Source organism: Roseivirga misakiensis, assembly GCF_001747105.1.
GTDB classification, from domain to species: Bacteria; Bacteroidota; Bacteroidia; order Cytophagales; family Cyclobacteriaceae; genus Roseivirga; species Roseivirga misakiensis.
The window spans coordinates 1,862,779-1,877,952 of sequence record NZ_MDGQ01000005.1 but is presented as its reverse complement, the minus strand read 5'-3'; the positions used below and the strand labels follow the sequence as shown (position 1 = coordinate 1,877,952).

General features: G+C 40.2%; 15 protein-coding genes. 1 reads left to right on the top strand and 14 read right to left on the bottom strand.

The window, feature by feature from the left end:
- Positions 1-4: 4 nt before the first annotated feature.
- From BFP71_RS15690 to BFP71_RS15665, 6 genes are all read right to left on the bottom strand, one after another.
- Complete coding sequence (locus BFP71_RS15690; RefSeq protein WP_069836385.1) at positions 5-562, bottom strand: molybdenum cofactor guanylyltransferase; 558 nt, start codon at positions 560-562, stop codon at positions 5-7.
- A complete protein-coding gene (locus BFP71_RS15685; protein WP_069836384.1) occupies positions 555-2,861 on the bottom strand; it encodes an FdhF/YdeP family oxidoreductase in 2,307 nt (768 codons plus the stop codon). The genes BFP71_RS15690 and BFP71_RS15685 overlap by 8 nt, the downstream gene beginning before the upstream one ends.
- On the bottom strand, positions 2,845-3,669 hold the full coding sequence (fdhD, locus tag BFP71_RS15680) for a formate dehydrogenase accessory sulfurtransferase FdhD (protein ID WP_069836383.1): 825 nt from the start codon (positions 3,667-3,669) through the stop codon (positions 2,845-2,847). The genes BFP71_RS15685 and fdhD overlap by 17 nt, the downstream gene beginning before the upstream one ends.
- On the bottom strand, positions 3,666-4,022 hold the full coding sequence (locus tag BFP71_RS15675; protein WP_069836382.1) for a DUF7009 family protein: 357 nt from the start codon (positions 4,020-4,022) through the stop codon (positions 3,666-3,668). The genes fdhD and BFP71_RS15675 overlap by 4 nt, the downstream gene beginning before the upstream one ends.
- Before the next feature lie 30 nt (positions 4,023-4,052).
- Entirely contained in the window at positions 4,053-5,741 is a 1,689-nt protein-coding gene (locus BFP71_RS15670; RefSeq protein ID WP_069836381.1) for a formate--tetrahydrofolate ligase, read from the bottom strand.
- Between the two features lie 117 nt (positions 5,742-5,858).
- Positions 5,859-7,220 carry an MATE family efflux transporter gene (locus tag BFP71_RS15665; RefSeq protein ID WP_069836380.1) on the bottom strand — a complete coding sequence of 454 codons (1,362 nt, stop codon included), beginning with the start codon at positions 7,218-7,220 and terminating at the stop codon, positions 5,859-5,861.
- Positions 7,221-7,446: 226 nt separating this feature from the next.
- Between BFP71_RS15665 and BFP71_RS15660 the strand changes: the two genes are divergently transcribed.
- Positions 7,447-8,094: an SRPBCC family protein gene (locus tag BFP71_RS15660; RefSeq protein ID WP_069836379.1), complete on the top strand. Its 648-nt coding sequence runs from the start codon at positions 7,447-7,449 to the stop codon at positions 8,092-8,094.
- A gap of 52 nt (positions 8,095-8,146) precedes the next feature.
- Here the strand turns inward: BFP71_RS15660 and BFP71_RS15655 are convergent, their stop codons facing one another.
- The 8 genes from BFP71_RS15655 to BFP71_RS15615 form a co-directional block, all read right to left on the bottom strand.
- Entirely contained in the window at positions 8,147-9,376 is a 1,230-nt protein-coding gene (locus tag BFP71_RS15655) for a S41 family peptidase (protein WP_069836378.1), read from the bottom strand.
- Positions 9,377-9,527: 151 nt separating this feature from the next.
- Positions 9,528-10,397, bottom strand: coding sequence for a hypothetical protein (locus tag BFP71_RS15650; protein WP_069836377.1), 870 nt, complete (start codon positions 10,395-10,397; stop codon positions 9,528-9,530).
- A 25-nt stretch (positions 10,398-10,422) separates the two neighbouring features.
- Positions 10,423-10,794 (bottom strand): DUF2200 domain-containing protein, encoded by a 372-nt coding sequence (locus tag BFP71_RS15645; protein WP_069836376.1) that lies wholly within the window; start codon positions 10,792-10,794, stop codon positions 10,423-10,425.
- A gap of 40 nt (positions 10,795-10,834) precedes the next feature.
- Complete coding sequence (locus BFP71_RS15640) at positions 10,835-11,938, bottom strand: adenylate/guanylate cyclase domain-containing protein (protein ID WP_141719783.1); 1,104 nt, start codon at positions 11,936-11,938, stop codon at positions 10,835-10,837.
- Positions 11,939-11,986: 48 nt separating this feature from the next.
- On the bottom strand, positions 11,987-12,454 hold the full coding sequence (locus tag BFP71_RS15635; protein ID WP_069836374.1) for a glycosyl-4,4'-diaponeurosporenoate acyltransferase CrtO family protein: 468 nt from the start codon (positions 12,452-12,454) through the stop codon (positions 11,987-11,989).
- Between the two features lie 119 nt (positions 12,455-12,573).
- Positions 12,574-13,470, bottom strand: a complete 897-nt coding sequence (locus tag BFP71_RS15630; RefSeq protein ID WP_069836373.1) for an alpha/beta hydrolase — start codon at positions 13,468-13,470, stop codon at positions 12,574-12,576.
- A gap of 108 nt (positions 13,471-13,578) precedes the next feature.
- Positions 13,579-14,403: a prolipoprotein diacylglyceryl transferase gene (gene lgt / locus BFP71_RS15625; RefSeq protein ID WP_069836372.1), complete on the bottom strand. Its 825-nt coding sequence runs from the start codon at positions 14,401-14,403 to the stop codon at positions 13,579-13,581.
- A gap of 171 nt (positions 14,404-14,574) precedes the next feature.
- On the bottom strand, positions 14,575-15,066 hold the full coding sequence (locus BFP71_RS15615; RefSeq protein ID WP_069836370.1) for an RNA polymerase sigma factor: 492 nt from the start codon (positions 15,064-15,066) through the stop codon (positions 14,575-14,577).
- Positions 15,067-15,174: the final 108 nt, after the last annotated feature.

Sequence of the window (15,174 nt, the reverse complement as noted above, 5' to 3'; positions counted from 1 at the left end):
GTAATTAAGGCAAATCTGATGGGCGATTAATATTGTGGAATTGCACCTCGTTATGGGTCATCTGTAGACCATTACCGTATGCTTCTAAGTATTTGTTCAAAGCGTAATCGTATGTAGAAATATGCTCGTTTAGCGTTTTTGAGCATGATTTTGGCCAAAACGAGGGTAGAGGCTGCCAAAGACTATTTTTGCTAAAATAAGCTGTTGGCTTATTGGTGGAAATTCCTGCGGAGATTAATGGCTTTAGAGTTTCCACATTGATCGAGGGCATATCAATAGCCACTACGAGTAGATCGCTTTCCAGCGTTTCGAGCGCAGAAAGTATTCCTCCCATTGGACCAATTTTTTCATACCGATCTTGAATGCATTGATAGTGTTCGGTGAGGTTTGCGTACTGCGAGCTATTTACAGACAACCAAACCTCAGCGCTTAGCAGAGCGACTCTTTCATACAGTATGTCTAGAACTTTTTGGCCATTCCACTCTAAAAACGCTTTGTCAGAGCCCATTCTTGAGCTTTGCCCGCCCAGTAGAATCACGCCCTTGACCGCTGAGTTAGCCATTGGTCTTATGAATTCTAATTCTCACCATTTTCGACACTGGCGTCAAGCTTTTGCGCGCAAAAGAATCGATCGGCACGAGTGGATTTGTTTCTGGAAAATAAGTGGCCACATTTCCGCTTGGTATAGGGTATGGGATTATTAAGAATTTGTTGACTTGTCTAGTTTTTCCGTTGAATTCGCTGGTTAAGTTCACCACATCTTTAATCTTGAGGCCGGCAGCTTTCATATCCGACTCGTTCATCATCACCACACGTCTTTCGTTTTTTATTCCTCTATACCGATCATTTAAGCCATAAATAGTGGTGTTGAATTGATCATGGCTTCTAATAGTCATCATGATATACTCATCATCGGCTTTGGAGTGATCTGGTAAGCTGGTGATCGTGAAATTCGCTTTTCCATTGGCTGTGTTAAACTTTCGTTCTCTGGCTCCATTTGGTAAATAAAAGCCTCCTGGTTGGCGGACTCGTTTATTGTAGTCCTCGAAGCCCGGAATGACTTGTTCGATTACATCTCGAATATTGTCGTAGTTATCAGCCAGGTGATCCCAGTCAATCGGCGAGTCAGTGAGTGTTGCTTTAGCGAGTTCGGCCACTATTTTTACTTCGCTCAGCAAATGTTCTGAAGGTGGGTTAAGTATGCCTTGAGATGATTGAACCACGCCCATAGAGTTCTCACAAGACACAAATTGTTCTCCAGCGCTTTGCTGATCAATGTCCGTTCTGCCAAGGCAGGGAAGAATCAATGCTGTTTTGCCATGTACTAAATGTGATCTATTGAGCTTGGTAGACACATGAACTGTTAAATCGCAGTTTTGGAGTGCTTTGGCCGTAAACTCCGTGTCAGGTGTTGCAGAAAGAAAGTTTCCACCCATTGCGAAGAATAACTTCGCTTCATTTTCATGCATTGCCTTGATGGCTGGTACCACGGCATGACCATGTTTTCGGGGTGCTTTAATGCCATGAACCTCCTCTAATTTGTCTAGAAAGCCTTCTTTTGGCGCCTCCCAGATACCCATTGTCCGATCACCCTGAACATTACTATGGCCTCGTACTGGGCAAGTGCCAGCTCCAGGTTTACCGATAGCACCACGCATGAGTAGGAGGTTTACCACTTCTTTGATATTATCCACACCGTTTTCTTGTTGGGTGAGGCCCATGGCCCAACAGACAATGATTTTTTCATTTTTAGCCACCATTTGAGCAGCCTCTCTGATTTGTTTTGGCTCAATTCCGCATTGCCTAATGCAGGCCATGTAATCAATATCTCTGATTTGCTTGATCAAATCTTCGTAGCCAGAAGTATGTTCTTCTATGAAATCATAGTCGATGATTGAACCTGAACGTTCCATGTCCATTTTATGCAGTTCATACATCAATGCTTTAAGAAAAGCTACGTCGCCGTTGATTTTACATGGAAGAAATAAGTCAGTAACAGCAATACCACCAGTCAGCATCTTCTTTGGGCTTTGAGGATCGACATAGCGCATTAAGCCAGCTTCTGGGAGCGGATTTACTGTAATCACTTTACCACCTTGGGCTTTGCATTTTTGAATTGCCGCCAACATTCTAGGGTGGTTCGTTCCTGGATTTTGACCCATGACAATAAGCAATTCTGCCTGATGGATATCTTCTAATGTCACCGATCCTTTACCGATTCCTAGGGTCTCTGATAGCCCAACGCCACTTGATTCATGACACATATTCGAGCAATCGGGGAGGTTATTAGTGCCGAAAGCTCTTACGAATAGTTGATATAAATAAGCTGCCTCGTTTGATGTTCTTCCGGAAGTATAGAATAGGGCCTCATCAGGGGATGACAATTTATTTAGTGAATCACCTATTAGTTTAAATGAATCATCCCAACTTATTGATTCATAATTAGTTTTGCCTTCCCTTAAAACCATTGGTTCTGTAAGTCGCCCTAACTTTCCGATCTCAAAATCGGACTTTTTAGAAATTTCTTGGACACTGTTTTGAGCAAAGAAATCAGCCTTTAAGAGTTTGCTAGAAGCTTCTTCTGCGATGGCTTTAATTCCATTTTCGCAATATTCTCCAATCTTCGAACGCTCATCATCTGGATCAGGCCAGGCACAACCAGGGCAATCAAAGCCTCCTTTTTGATTCATCTTCAAGCTTAGCTTGAGCGCATCACCTTTTTTCATGTAGGTATTCATGTGCTTCAAGGAAGAAGTGATGGCTTCTTTACCCACAGAAGTTTGCTTTGGCTTGTAGAATTTACCGCCTGTGAATTCTTCTGGTGGTTGTACTTGAATTTCTTCCTTATTCGATTCGCTCATGTCCACAATAAATATTGAACCTATTTTCTTTTAAGAAGCCTACTAGCGTATGTCCTCTTTCTTCAGCCAATTCGATGGCTAGGCTAGAAGGGGCACCTACACTCACAATAACCGCTATGCCAGCCATAGTGGCTTTTTGAATTAACTCAAAACTAGCTCTGCCACTCAGAAACAAAATATTGTCTAAAAGTGGTAAAAGGCCTTTTCCCCAACATTCACCGATCAGTTTATCTGTGGCATTGTGCCGGCCGACATCTTCCCTTAAGGTAATTAATTCTCCGCTTGAAGTAAAGAGGGCAGCGGCATGTATACCTCCGGTTTGGGTAAAAGCAGATTGGAGTTCCAATACTTTAGATTGAAGATTAAAAAGTGCTGATTTGTCGATTTTTGGTAACGCAGGTTCTAGTGAAAACCGACTTTTTACTTTGATGGCATCAATTGATGATTTACCACAAACTCCACAACTGGACGTTGTGTAGAAATTCCTTTCTGCTTTACCAAGTGTTGGATTGGCTTCTTCACGTATTGTCACTTCTACTACATTCTCATCAGTTATTTCACATGCCAGAATATCTATATGGTTGGTAAGGATACCTTCTGTAAAGAGAAATCCTTTGGCTAAAAGCACATCGTCACCAGGGGTTCTCATGGTTACCGAAATTGCTTTTCCAATAATTTCTTTTTTCGATTTAAGTCTTATTTCTAGTGGTGCTTCAATGGCTACGACATCTGAAACACTCTCTAAATCGTTGGAATAGACTCTTTTGAGACTGATTTCTTGAGTTGAAGCTGAGATGTCTTGTTTCATTTTGATACGATTGGGTTTTCGTACAAATGAGATTCATTCTCGTGTTTTCGAGGCTGTAAACACTTAAAATCCTTTTCCACCAGAATAAAAAGCCCTTCTGGTGTAGTATGTTCAAAGCCTACTTTATCATTTTCGTCCCAGCCTTTAAGTTGTGTATCTGGGATATGTATAGAGATATAGCCATTTACGAAACTAGCATTCATTTTGGAAGTTGAAGTAGCTCGAACGCCATAGGTAAAATTTCCATTCGGGAAATAGCATACATCGCTGACATTTCCCGTTTGTACTAGCTCGGATACTTCATTGGGTGCCAGTCTTAATCGGACACTATTCCCGTTTACCCTAATTTTCATTTCTGCTTAATTTAAACTACTGATGTAGGTTTATGATAAACCAGAAATTACGCCTTCGTCGTTAATGGACATGCCTTCCGATGCTGGTACAGCAGGTAGCCCAGGCATCCGCATCATTTGACCGAGTATCGGGATGATAAAGCCAGCTCCAGTCGCATATTCGAATTCTCGAACATTGACTACAAAATTTTGGGGCCTGCCATATCGGAATTCATTATCGCTCAAAGACTTTTGTGTTTTGGCCATACAAATGGGTAGGTGACTAAACCCTAGCTTTTCAATCCGCATCATTTGCAGCTTGGCCTTTTTCGAGAATTCAACCTGGTCAGCTCCATAAATCTCTTTGGCAATGATTTCTATCTTTTCTCTGATAGGAGCATTCCAATCGTATAGCGGGTGGAAGTCGTTTTGATATGATTCAATAGTGCTTACGACCGCTTCCGCCAACTCGGTCATACCTTCACCACCTTGCGCCCAACCTCGGGCAACTACCGCATGTACCCCTTGACCTGCACATTTCTTTTTGATTAGATCGATTTCTTCTTCTGTATCTGACGGGAAGGCATTAATGGCAACCACTGGATTAAAACCGAATTTCTGTAGGTTTTCTATGTGTTTGCCAAGGTTTGCATAACCTTCTTTGACGCGGTCGGTACTTGGCGTATTATATTCTTCTTTTTTAGCGCCTCCATGATGTCTCAAAGCTCTAATCGTGGCTACAAGCACTACCGCTTTTGGCTTTAATCCAGCAGAAGCGCACTTAATATCAAAGAATTTTTCGGCGCCTAAATCTGCTCCAAACCCAGCTTCGGTCACCACATATTCACTCAGCGACATGCCCATTTTGGTGGCAATCACCGTATTAGTGCCTTGCGCAATATTTGCGAATGGGCCACCGTGAATCACCGCTGGATTGCCCTCAAGGGTTTGTACCAAATTGGGTTTAATGGCGTCCTTGAGGAGGATGGCCATAGCGTTTTCTGCTTTTAAATCGCGCGCGTAAATTGGCTTTTTATCGAAAGTATAGCCCACAAATATATTCCCGAGCCTTTCTTTAAGGTCGGAGAAGTTTTCTGCCATGCATAGAATAGCCATCACTTCTGAAGCTGGCGTAATATTGAACCCATCTTCTCTCGGTATTCCGTTGGTTGTACCGCCTAAGCCGATTGTGATTTGCCTAAGCGATCTATCATTCATATCCATGACCCGTTTCCAAGCGATCGTTCTAGGGTCGATGTTAAGGTTATGGGTTTTGCTTTGAATGTTATTATCGATCAACGCAGAAAGCAGGTTGTTCGCTTTTTCTACCGCAGAGAAATCTCCCGTGAAATGAAGGTTAATATCTTCCATGGGGATGACTTGAGCATAGCCGCCGCCAGCTGCACCACCTTTTATTCCGAAAACAGGCCCTAGAGATGGCTCTCTCAGAACAACTGTTGTTTTCTTGCCTATTTTATTGAGGCCTTCGCTCAACCCGATTGAAGTCGTCGTTTTTCCCTCTCCAGCTGGCGTAGGCGTCATGGCTGTGACCAGAATCAAGTTGCTTCTTTCGACCTTGTCTTTGTCTAAAAGACTGAGTGGTAATTTAGCCTTGTATTTGCCATAATGCTCTAAATCGTCTTCTGATAAAGCAAGTTTGGCAGCAACTTCATTGATATGTTTTATGTCGGCCGCTTGCGCAATGTCAATATCGGCTAGGTTGTGCGTTTTGTTTTCCATTCCTAAAAGTTTACGAATTCGAAGTTAGAAGAATTGGTGGTTTTACCATCTCCTGATTTGATCAAAGGGAAGTTTTATCTTCAGTTTTCCGTTAGGCAAATGGTAGGGCAGTCAGGCTTATTGTATAATCTGCTTCCGCTTCCAAATCCCTGTCTTATACCATACGAAGGTAATAATCGCTGGAAGTACATAGGATACGGGAAAAGACCACCATATACCTAAATAACCCATGTTTTCCATGTTTGAGGCGATGATGGCAAATGGGAATTGGATCACCCAGATGCCAATGATTGTGAATATCATGGATTCGACTGTATTACCTGATCCGCGAAGGGTACCTACTAAAGCTAATTGCATACCCATAAAACCGAAGGAAGGGGCAGTAATCTTCACGAATGAAACTCCCATATTGACGACTTCTTCATTTGCGTCTAAGAATGCCCGCACGATCGGTTCGGCAAAAACATAGAACAGTATGCCGATCGTACTCATGGATATAAAAGCTATTCCCGTTGCGTAATTCGATGTTGATTCTGCACGATCGACCTTTTGAGCTCCAATATTCTGACCCACTAAAGTTGCGTTAGCTTTCATTAAGCCAAGTGCTACGATTACTACAAAGCTGACTAGCCTTGCCCCAACACCATAAGCTGCCAAAACTTCAGTCCCGAACTTTGCAGCAACGCCTGTAAGAAGTGTTAGCCCTAGAGCCCTAGCTGATATTTCCAATGAAGAAGGCATACCTAATCGGAATGCTTTTTTGAGCAATGGAAAGTCGAAAGCAAACTTTTTGAGAGTGAGCTTAATATCTGTTTTCCCGACAAATAGAATATAATAGCCGATAATGGCAGAAAGTCCCAATGTGGCCAGGGTGGAATAGGCTGCTCCTGCTACTCCGTATGCCGGAATTGGTCCCCAGCCATAAATGAAAAGTGGATCTAGAAGGAAATTGAGCCCAAGGCTTAAAGCATTAATGTAAAGCGGGATTTTAACTTCTCCGATACCTCGCAAAAGAGATTGAAATAGGATAAACCCAAAATTGAAGACTAGGCCGATAAAGATAGTCCGTTGAAAAAGATCAGCTTCCGCGAAAATTTCTTGTTCTACACCCAGCCAATGCAAAATTTGTGGGGATAGGGCATAGGCTATGGCAGAAAGCACCAGAGACATAAGGAAAACCATTACCAAGGATTGGGTGGCCACATGGTTGACCATTTTATGGTTTTTTGCTCCAAAATATTGTGCAACTAGTATAGTACCAGCAAAGGCAAAGCCAGAAGTGAGCGAGATTAAAAGGAAATTGACAGGATAACTCACCGAAACCGCCGCTACGGCATTGGCTCCCAAACGACCCACCCAATATGCGTCGACTAATTGATAACCTGTTTGTAATAGATTAGCGCCAATAATGGGTAAAGCAAGAGTTATAAGGGCTTTTAGAATGTTGCCTTCCGTAAACGATGTTTTTACTTGCTTCATGGATCGCAGCGAAAGTAACAAGTTCGGAGGAAAGACTGTCCTAATATTTGATTCATGTGAGCAGGTTTCTTTAGTTACCGTTCTTTACATAATGTCTTAGAAAACCTGTTGTTTGAGCGTTAACCTTGAAGTTCACAATGTTTAACATTCTGGTAGCCATTTTCATGATCGGTTAGTCTTAATTCCTGCTGGTTCTTGATAGCTTTGCCAGCCTTAGAATGAATGTATGAATCGACTTATCCTCTTTGGTCTCTTATGTCTGCCTATTTGTAACCTCAGTTATGCTCAAAAGACTTGGGTAGATGGAGGCGTGACGATAACAAAGTTGGATACGATAGGTGATGGTTACGAAGCATTAAGAGGGTCGTTTATTGTTCAGAATTCCAGTATTTATGAGGTTATGAATCTCATATTAGATGTAGATGGTTATGATTGGGTAGAAGGGGAGAGTACATCTAAAATGTTGCGTGTGAATGAGATGGATTCTTCCTTCACTTTTGACTTCTTCGTGAGAATTCCATGGTTGTTTATTAAGAAAACTGGACGTGTAATCGTAGATATTCATTTTGATGATGACACCTTCTACACAAAGTCGACTCAAATCAAGGATTATGATCGCAAAAAGGGCTACGATTTAGTGGACTTTTATTCCGCACAGTGGAAATTGCAAAAGTCGGGTGAGCGCAATGTAAAGGTTACCTATTTAGGTATTTACCAAGACCAAAAGATGTTGATCAATATCAACGGTATAATTATCAACAGGATTAGAAAAAGACTTAACGGTACTTTTCAGAACCTTATAGTGCTCGCTTCAGAAAAGGCCAATCCTTCGAATAAACTGTTGTGGCCGACAGAACCTAACCAGAGTAATTAGACTGTCTGGTGCGTGAACAATCTTCTACGCACCTAAAGACATCATTAGTTAACTATTTCAATTTCTTAATCAAGGCTAGGGCTTCTTCAAGCGCTTCATCTTTTTCGATTGTGGTTTGTTTAACGTAATGGGTCGGTACATATTTTTCTCTAGGCGTACCATTAACATGAAATAGTTTGGTATCGGAAAGTTTGTATCCGAAGGGCTGATTTTTAATGTTAAAATCAAAAACTTCACCGGCGAGTCTTCTCATTTCTGTTCCCATGACTACACCGCGCTCCATTCCTTCAAATCCAATGGCAAGCCCTTCACCCATACTTCCCGTCCAACGGCCGACAAGTACAATGACAGGCTTCTCGTATTGCGTTAAACGCGGGCTGACATATTCGATCCAACTGCGCTCAATGTTAGGATTATTGTTTGATTTTTCAATTAAGGAATGTTTTTGATAGGGACTTGACTCGTTAACAAATCTCCCCATAATCCCTCTTGCCTCATAGGTGTCTCCGCCAAAAATAGTGTTTCTCAGGTCCAGAACTAGTCCTTCTGTTTGTGATAAACCATCTAGCGTTTGATCAAATTCTTTGACTAAATCATCGATGCCTAAAGAGTTATTGATTCTAATTATACCAATATTGTTAACTGTTCTAGCCGATAGGTAGCCATTGTTGTCTTTGAGCTTAATTTTGTCTAGGTCTAGCTCAAATTCTTCCCCATTCGATGAGCGAAGGGTCAATATTCGCGGCTGATCATAACGACCTGAGAGAATCTTGTTTATGATCCATTCGCGGATCTCTGGATCATTTTTATCGTGACAATGAGTTGGAAATGCATCAATAGCCTTATCAAAAGCTAAGCCATTGAATTTTGTGATTTGTGCTCCAATTATTCCTTTTGGTGGATTTTGAATTTGTGTCTGCCAAACGTTTACAATTGTTGGTTCACCATTAATTAATGAGGCGTAAACTGGTGCGTACAATCGATAGGAACTATTAGTATTTGTTCTTAAGATGAGGTGGTTATCATAGAACTCATCCAAAAGGAATTCAAATAAAAGAACAGTTTCTACAATGTTATTAACCTCTTTAATTTTGCTTGTGTACTGTGTCCTAATGCATTCAAAGTCTATTTTTTTTTCATCCTTGTAAGCATATTGGTACTCCAGATTATCAATTACATCGTCAAGCGCTTCTTTTATCTTAGCATGATCTACGGCATTAGATTGCGCGAAAGTCGGCCAAGCGAAACATGAGATGACGAGCATTACAATGATTTTATTCATATCCAGTGAGTTTTAAGAATAACATGCACCAAGGTATCAAAGTGTTAATGTGCAGAAGCTACACTCAAGAGTAGTTTACTATCATTAGGATTCAAAGGGACGCAAAATAGTAATACTGGGATAGGCTAAGACCACAGTGAATATTAATGGTCTATTTATTTACGAACTTTGAAACGATTGAATTCAAGGACTCTAGATCGTTCGCGGATTTTAGATCGTCATTGATTTTCGGGTCACCCATTTGTTGGATTCTATAGTCAGGTAGATCTTCCTTGAACATCAGGTAAACTAGCGTATCTACTAGCCTTTCTTTTAAACCATGTGGCAGATTATATTTTCGAACCAGTGAATATTCCATGCCCATATGGGTTATTTCATGAATAATGGTGTTAGCGGGGTTTTTATAATTCATAAAACCACCTGATTTATTGGTTAAGAGGGTGATTGTACCATTGTCAGGGTCGTAACTTCCACCAGTACCATAAAGCGTAAAGACCACTTTATATTCGTTGAACATGTTGAATTTCCAGTCCCAATCATCCTTTTTATCCGTCAAAACGGCGATCATTTTGTTGATCAATTCTTTTTGATTTTCAACATTCTGAATTGCCTTTTGATAACTCGACTTCTCAAAAATTTTGGATTCTAAAAGGGAATAAATTGAAGGGTAATCGTCATTGCCAAAAGCGCCACTTTTCGACTTTTCGATCAATGAATCAATCATTGGGTCTTTAGGTAGGTTTTGGGTAATGAAATGATGGATATAGAAACCAATAAAAGGTAAACCGATGCTAATAATAAAGCTTGGTAGAGCCCCTAGAACGATTTGCGCGTTCTCTCCGTAATCTTGAATTCTACCCCAACGCCAGTCGATGAAAAGGCCTTCCAACAAGGCCAAAATGGGGAAGATGATACTCAACAACTTTAAATTCTTTTTTGCGATAATCCATATAGCGGTGAGTATATAAAAGATGTATACAGCACCACCTGCATAGGTAATATTGGCGAGTAAAGTATCCATTTAGAAGCTTCCTATGTCCCTTAGATCAAGCTTTTTCTTCTCGCATAATTTTCTCCATTTTTCTGCCTTTTGCGAGTTCGTCGACGAGTTTATCTAAATATCTGGCTTGTCTAGTGGTTTCATTGTCAATTTCCTCAATTCTATAACCGCAGATGACTCCTTTAATCATATGAGCATTGGGGTGAACGGTCGCTTGTTTGAAAAACTCTTGAACCGTTACACGGTCATCAATAAGTTGTTGGAGTTTTTGGCTGTTGAAGCCTGTTAACCATTCAATGACTTGGTGCAATTCCTCTTCAGTTCTTCCTTTTTTTACCACCTTACTGACATAATGGGGATAGAATGAGCCAAAAACCATGTTGGCCACGCGTTCATTGTGCTCTGCTGTTACTTTCATAAACCTAATTTAAAAAAAATGAAGTTTTTGCAAATCCCTGTCAAGCGATCTGGCTCTTATTCTCTTCTGCTTTATAGATTTCAATTTTTTCACTTCGTCCACGAAGTGCTACATTTCCCAAGGTGGTGAAGTTAAAGCTGCCAATTCCATCTAGAATGTCGATAAAATTTTGTGATACAATCAGATCGACTCCATAGTTATTGCATAAGCCTTGTATACGGGCAGTAGTGTTTAATGTATCACCGGTAAAAACGAAATCTTTTTTGACCAAACCAATTTCTCCCGTCGTCACTTGGCCATAGTGTATTGCCGCTTTAAATGTGGGAGTTATACCATATGATTCATCGTACTTTGAATGCTGGTTGAGTAGTGTGTTTTTCATACCGTAGAAACAGTTAATCACATCTGCGGCCTCTTTATTGGTTTTCGGTTCCCAAGTAATCACGATTTCGTCCCCCACGTATTGATATATTTCGCCATCAAAATCTAGAATAGGTAGAGATATATCCGCATAGTAATCCTTGAGCATTTGGAAGTATTTAATGTGCCCAAGTTTTTCAGCATGAGCTGTGGATGATTTCATGTCGAGAAACATGAATACTCGATTTTCTACTTTTGGTTGATGATATTTTCCAGTTAAAAAGTTGAGCGAGGCACCTTGCCCGATATTATCACTAACCTCTTTGTAAAATAAACTGACCCCGATTGCTAAAGAATAATAGCATAGAATGCTCCAAAAGGCAAAGTTGCTGAAGAAGGAATATACGTAATCGAGAACTATACTATCGAAGGGATTTAAACCTTGTCCAATTGAATGACGAGTAATGATTATAATCAGTGTTGCAAATATGATGGCCAGTACGTAAAGGAAGAACTTGAAGAGGATTTTCTCATAAAAACGTCTGTTTTGAAACCATTTATTGACATAAAGCACCTCAAAAAGGCCTATTGAAAACCCAATAAAAAGAGAAGTCAATAATGGAATTAGAACGGTAGAACTATATGGGTTGCCAGTGGAGGGGTAAACAGGATGATCTCCTAAAATTCCTTTTTCGAGGATGGTTTGCACCACGCTAAACATGCCTGGAATTAGGGCAAATGGCAAGATCTGCCGAATTATCCGTTTTCGTTTTTTAGTGAACAAGCGAATCAGTTTTATAGCAAGATAAAAGAATAATGGAGTTCTTTTTGTCTAATGTCTTGCACGATCGTTCAACTTGTCAATTCTGCGCTTATTCTCCTGCTGTAAGAGTGAAGGATATAGGTTTAGTAAAGTATTGGGGATCATAATGGCTAGGCCGAAAACTGGACCGACGCTGAGAGATTTGATAATGGCGAAAATGGTCACGAATAGAAACCCAATCAAATGACTTATTTCGGATAAAGTCATTTCATATCTAATTGTAGATAAATCGACTTTGGTGTTCTCTAGTTTGATTTTTTGATTGAAGAGTTTGAAAAAGCTGTTCCTAACGATCCACTTGAAATACCGAAGGCCTATAAGCTCATTAATGGCCTTACTTTTAATAAAATTAAAGTTATGTAGCCTTGTATAGTAGCTAGTCTTAAGTAAAAGGCTATTCAGTATAATTGCCACCAACCAGGAAATGAATGACAGAGATATTCCGAAAATGAACCCTAAGACTAGTTCTTTAGTCATTCCTTCAGTTTAATTTAATCAATTTGAATAACACTTTCCTCCCTGATATTACCTGTACAAGTGGTCAAGTCACTTTGAATAATTAACCTAAAACCTATCAAAAAGTTAGATCAAACCTCTCAAAGCTTATTCAATTGAGTTTGAATAAAGCTTGTAATCAAATCACGATATTGGCTGCTGTCTGAAAAAGACATTTGTCTCCAGAGTTCTGTATGAGATAATTCTCTGGCGTAGACGAATCGGTATTCATTGAAACTGGTTTTGTCCAGCGCGGCTTCAAAATATTCGGTATATCGATTTACTGTGCCATCACTGATAATGAGCATGGGAGTGGAGAGGTTTTCAAGGTAGGTCATCGGTGAAGCGTCTATCAAAGCTTCCGATGTACTGCCAAAAACGGCTTCCACGTGCTGGATGGCTAATTCGGGTTGGCTGCCATTCTTAAATGTTGTGTGATAGTGAGTTATGTCGTAAGCTCCTGAAATAGGAATAATGCCTTTGAATAAGTCTTTTGGTAAGTTTTGTGCGCCTAAATATTTTCGGTCTAAATCAACTAATGCTGCTAAATGTCCACCAGATGAGAAACCGCCGATAAAGATTTTTTCTTGACTGTAACCATATTCCGTAGCATGATCATATAACCATTTTATCGCGGAGGCTAAATCGTTCACATGTGCGGGATGCTGCACCCCTTTGTTCAAATCAGGGTCTCTCCAAGTGGCTGGGCTTAATCTATGCCCAACTGTGGCAACGGCCACGCCTGTTTCAGCAAACTTTTTTGCAAAGTTCAATTCCAAATTATAGTCGACATAAGACCACGCACCGCCACCAATCCATATAAGCAGTGGGGTTTCCGAAGAGTTTTCAGGTAGTACCAAACTCAATTTTTGATGTTTACTACCCGTTCCGTCCTCTACATAGGATAGATCTTTAAATACACTGAGCTGAGCAATTGAATAATTGATCGAAAGACATATCAGGCTTAGGAGCAAAGCATTTCTTCTAAATCGAAACATGGCAAAAAAGTTAGTGTAATTATCCTAATAATCCTTAAGTTGCCAGTTGAGGCCTCATCAGGATAATCACATAAACCAATAACGTGTTTTACTAAACGTAAGTTAATTTTAAGCTGTTTGTGGCGGTTTTTGAGTATTCTTAATGCTTCTCAACATAAAAAACACCCCGATAAGTATTAGTGGAATACTTAGAGATTGCCCCATGTTTAAGGTGAGACTCTCCTCAAAGGCTACTTGGTTTTCTTTTAAGAACTCTACCAAAAAACGTTGAGTGAATATCAATATCATCCCAAGCCCAAAAAAGAACCCATTATTTGTTGAGTATTTCCCCGTTTTCCAGAGGCGATATAAAACGAAGCAGATCAAGAAGTAAAATAGCGCTTCATAGAGTTGAGATGGATGCCTAGGAACTTGATCAACACGAACAAAAATAAATGCCCAAGGTAGGTCAGAAGGCGTGCCGATTATTTCAGAGTTCATAAGATTGCCCAATCTAATAAAACCGCCCAAGGCAGCCCCTGCAATGGTCAGGCGATCTAGTATCCATAAATAGTTTTTCTTGTACTTTCTGTTGTAAAGATAGAGCGCCAACAAGGCGCCAATTATACCACCATGACTAGCTAAACCTGCCAAGCCCGTGAACTCAAATGTAGGGTTTAGCCGAAATGGAAGTACTTCGATGGGGTTATTCCAATAGTAGATGGGGTCGTAGAACAAAATATGGCCAAAGCGTGCGCCGATTATACCACCGAGCATCACATAAGTGGCTAAACTCTCTAATTCTATAGATTCTAGACCTTCGCGCTTGTAAATCATTAGCATGATTTTGTAGCCTAAAACCATACCTAAAAGCCAACAAGTGCCGTACCATCTAAGAAACTCAAAGTTGCTAAATACCCGAGGGTCAATGTCCCAGTAAATGTGTGCTATCATCCCCCTTGGCAGCAAATAGCGATAATGATAAACATAGCGACATTTATCGCTAAGCCTTGGAGTTTGTTCTTATTCGCCTGCTGTGGCAACTCAATGATGGCAAGGATATCATTTGAATCAATGGGTTGCAGTGAATTAATGACCTTGAGTCGTTTCCAAGCTGGCTTTAAATCATTTAGTAACATGTGTTCTTGGGTTCAGTTTTACTTTTAATTCAGATTTCAAGCGATTAAAACGAGTAGTCACATTGGAAGTGGAAAGTTTTAGTATTTCAGCAATTTCTTTGGTTTTATACCCCTCTAGATAGAGTAGTACAATGCCTTTATCTAAGTCTTTCAGAGATCTAATTAGTATGTGAAGAAGTTCAAGGTTGTCATCTGCGTTTGCAGCGCTAATGTTGGTATGAACCATTTCAATTGGCTGGGCCGAAACCGATTTTGTATCCTTTCTCTTTTTTGTAAGAATGGTATTTAGGCTAACCCGATATATCCAAGTATTAACTTTCGATGCTCCCTTAAAAGAGTCGAGTGACTTCCATAGCTGTAATACTATGTCTTGAAAAGCATCTTTTTGATCTTCGCAACTGTCAAAGTAAACTTGGCAAAGGCTACGGATTGTACCTTTGTTATCGTTGATCAGTTGAACAAATTGAGACTTTTCCACTTCTGTTAAACTACTACTTTATTGTATTAGTCTCAAGAATTTCAAATTTGTCACAGTCTGTTCTAAAAAAATAAAACAGTTCTCCCGGCAACCATGGTAAACCCATTA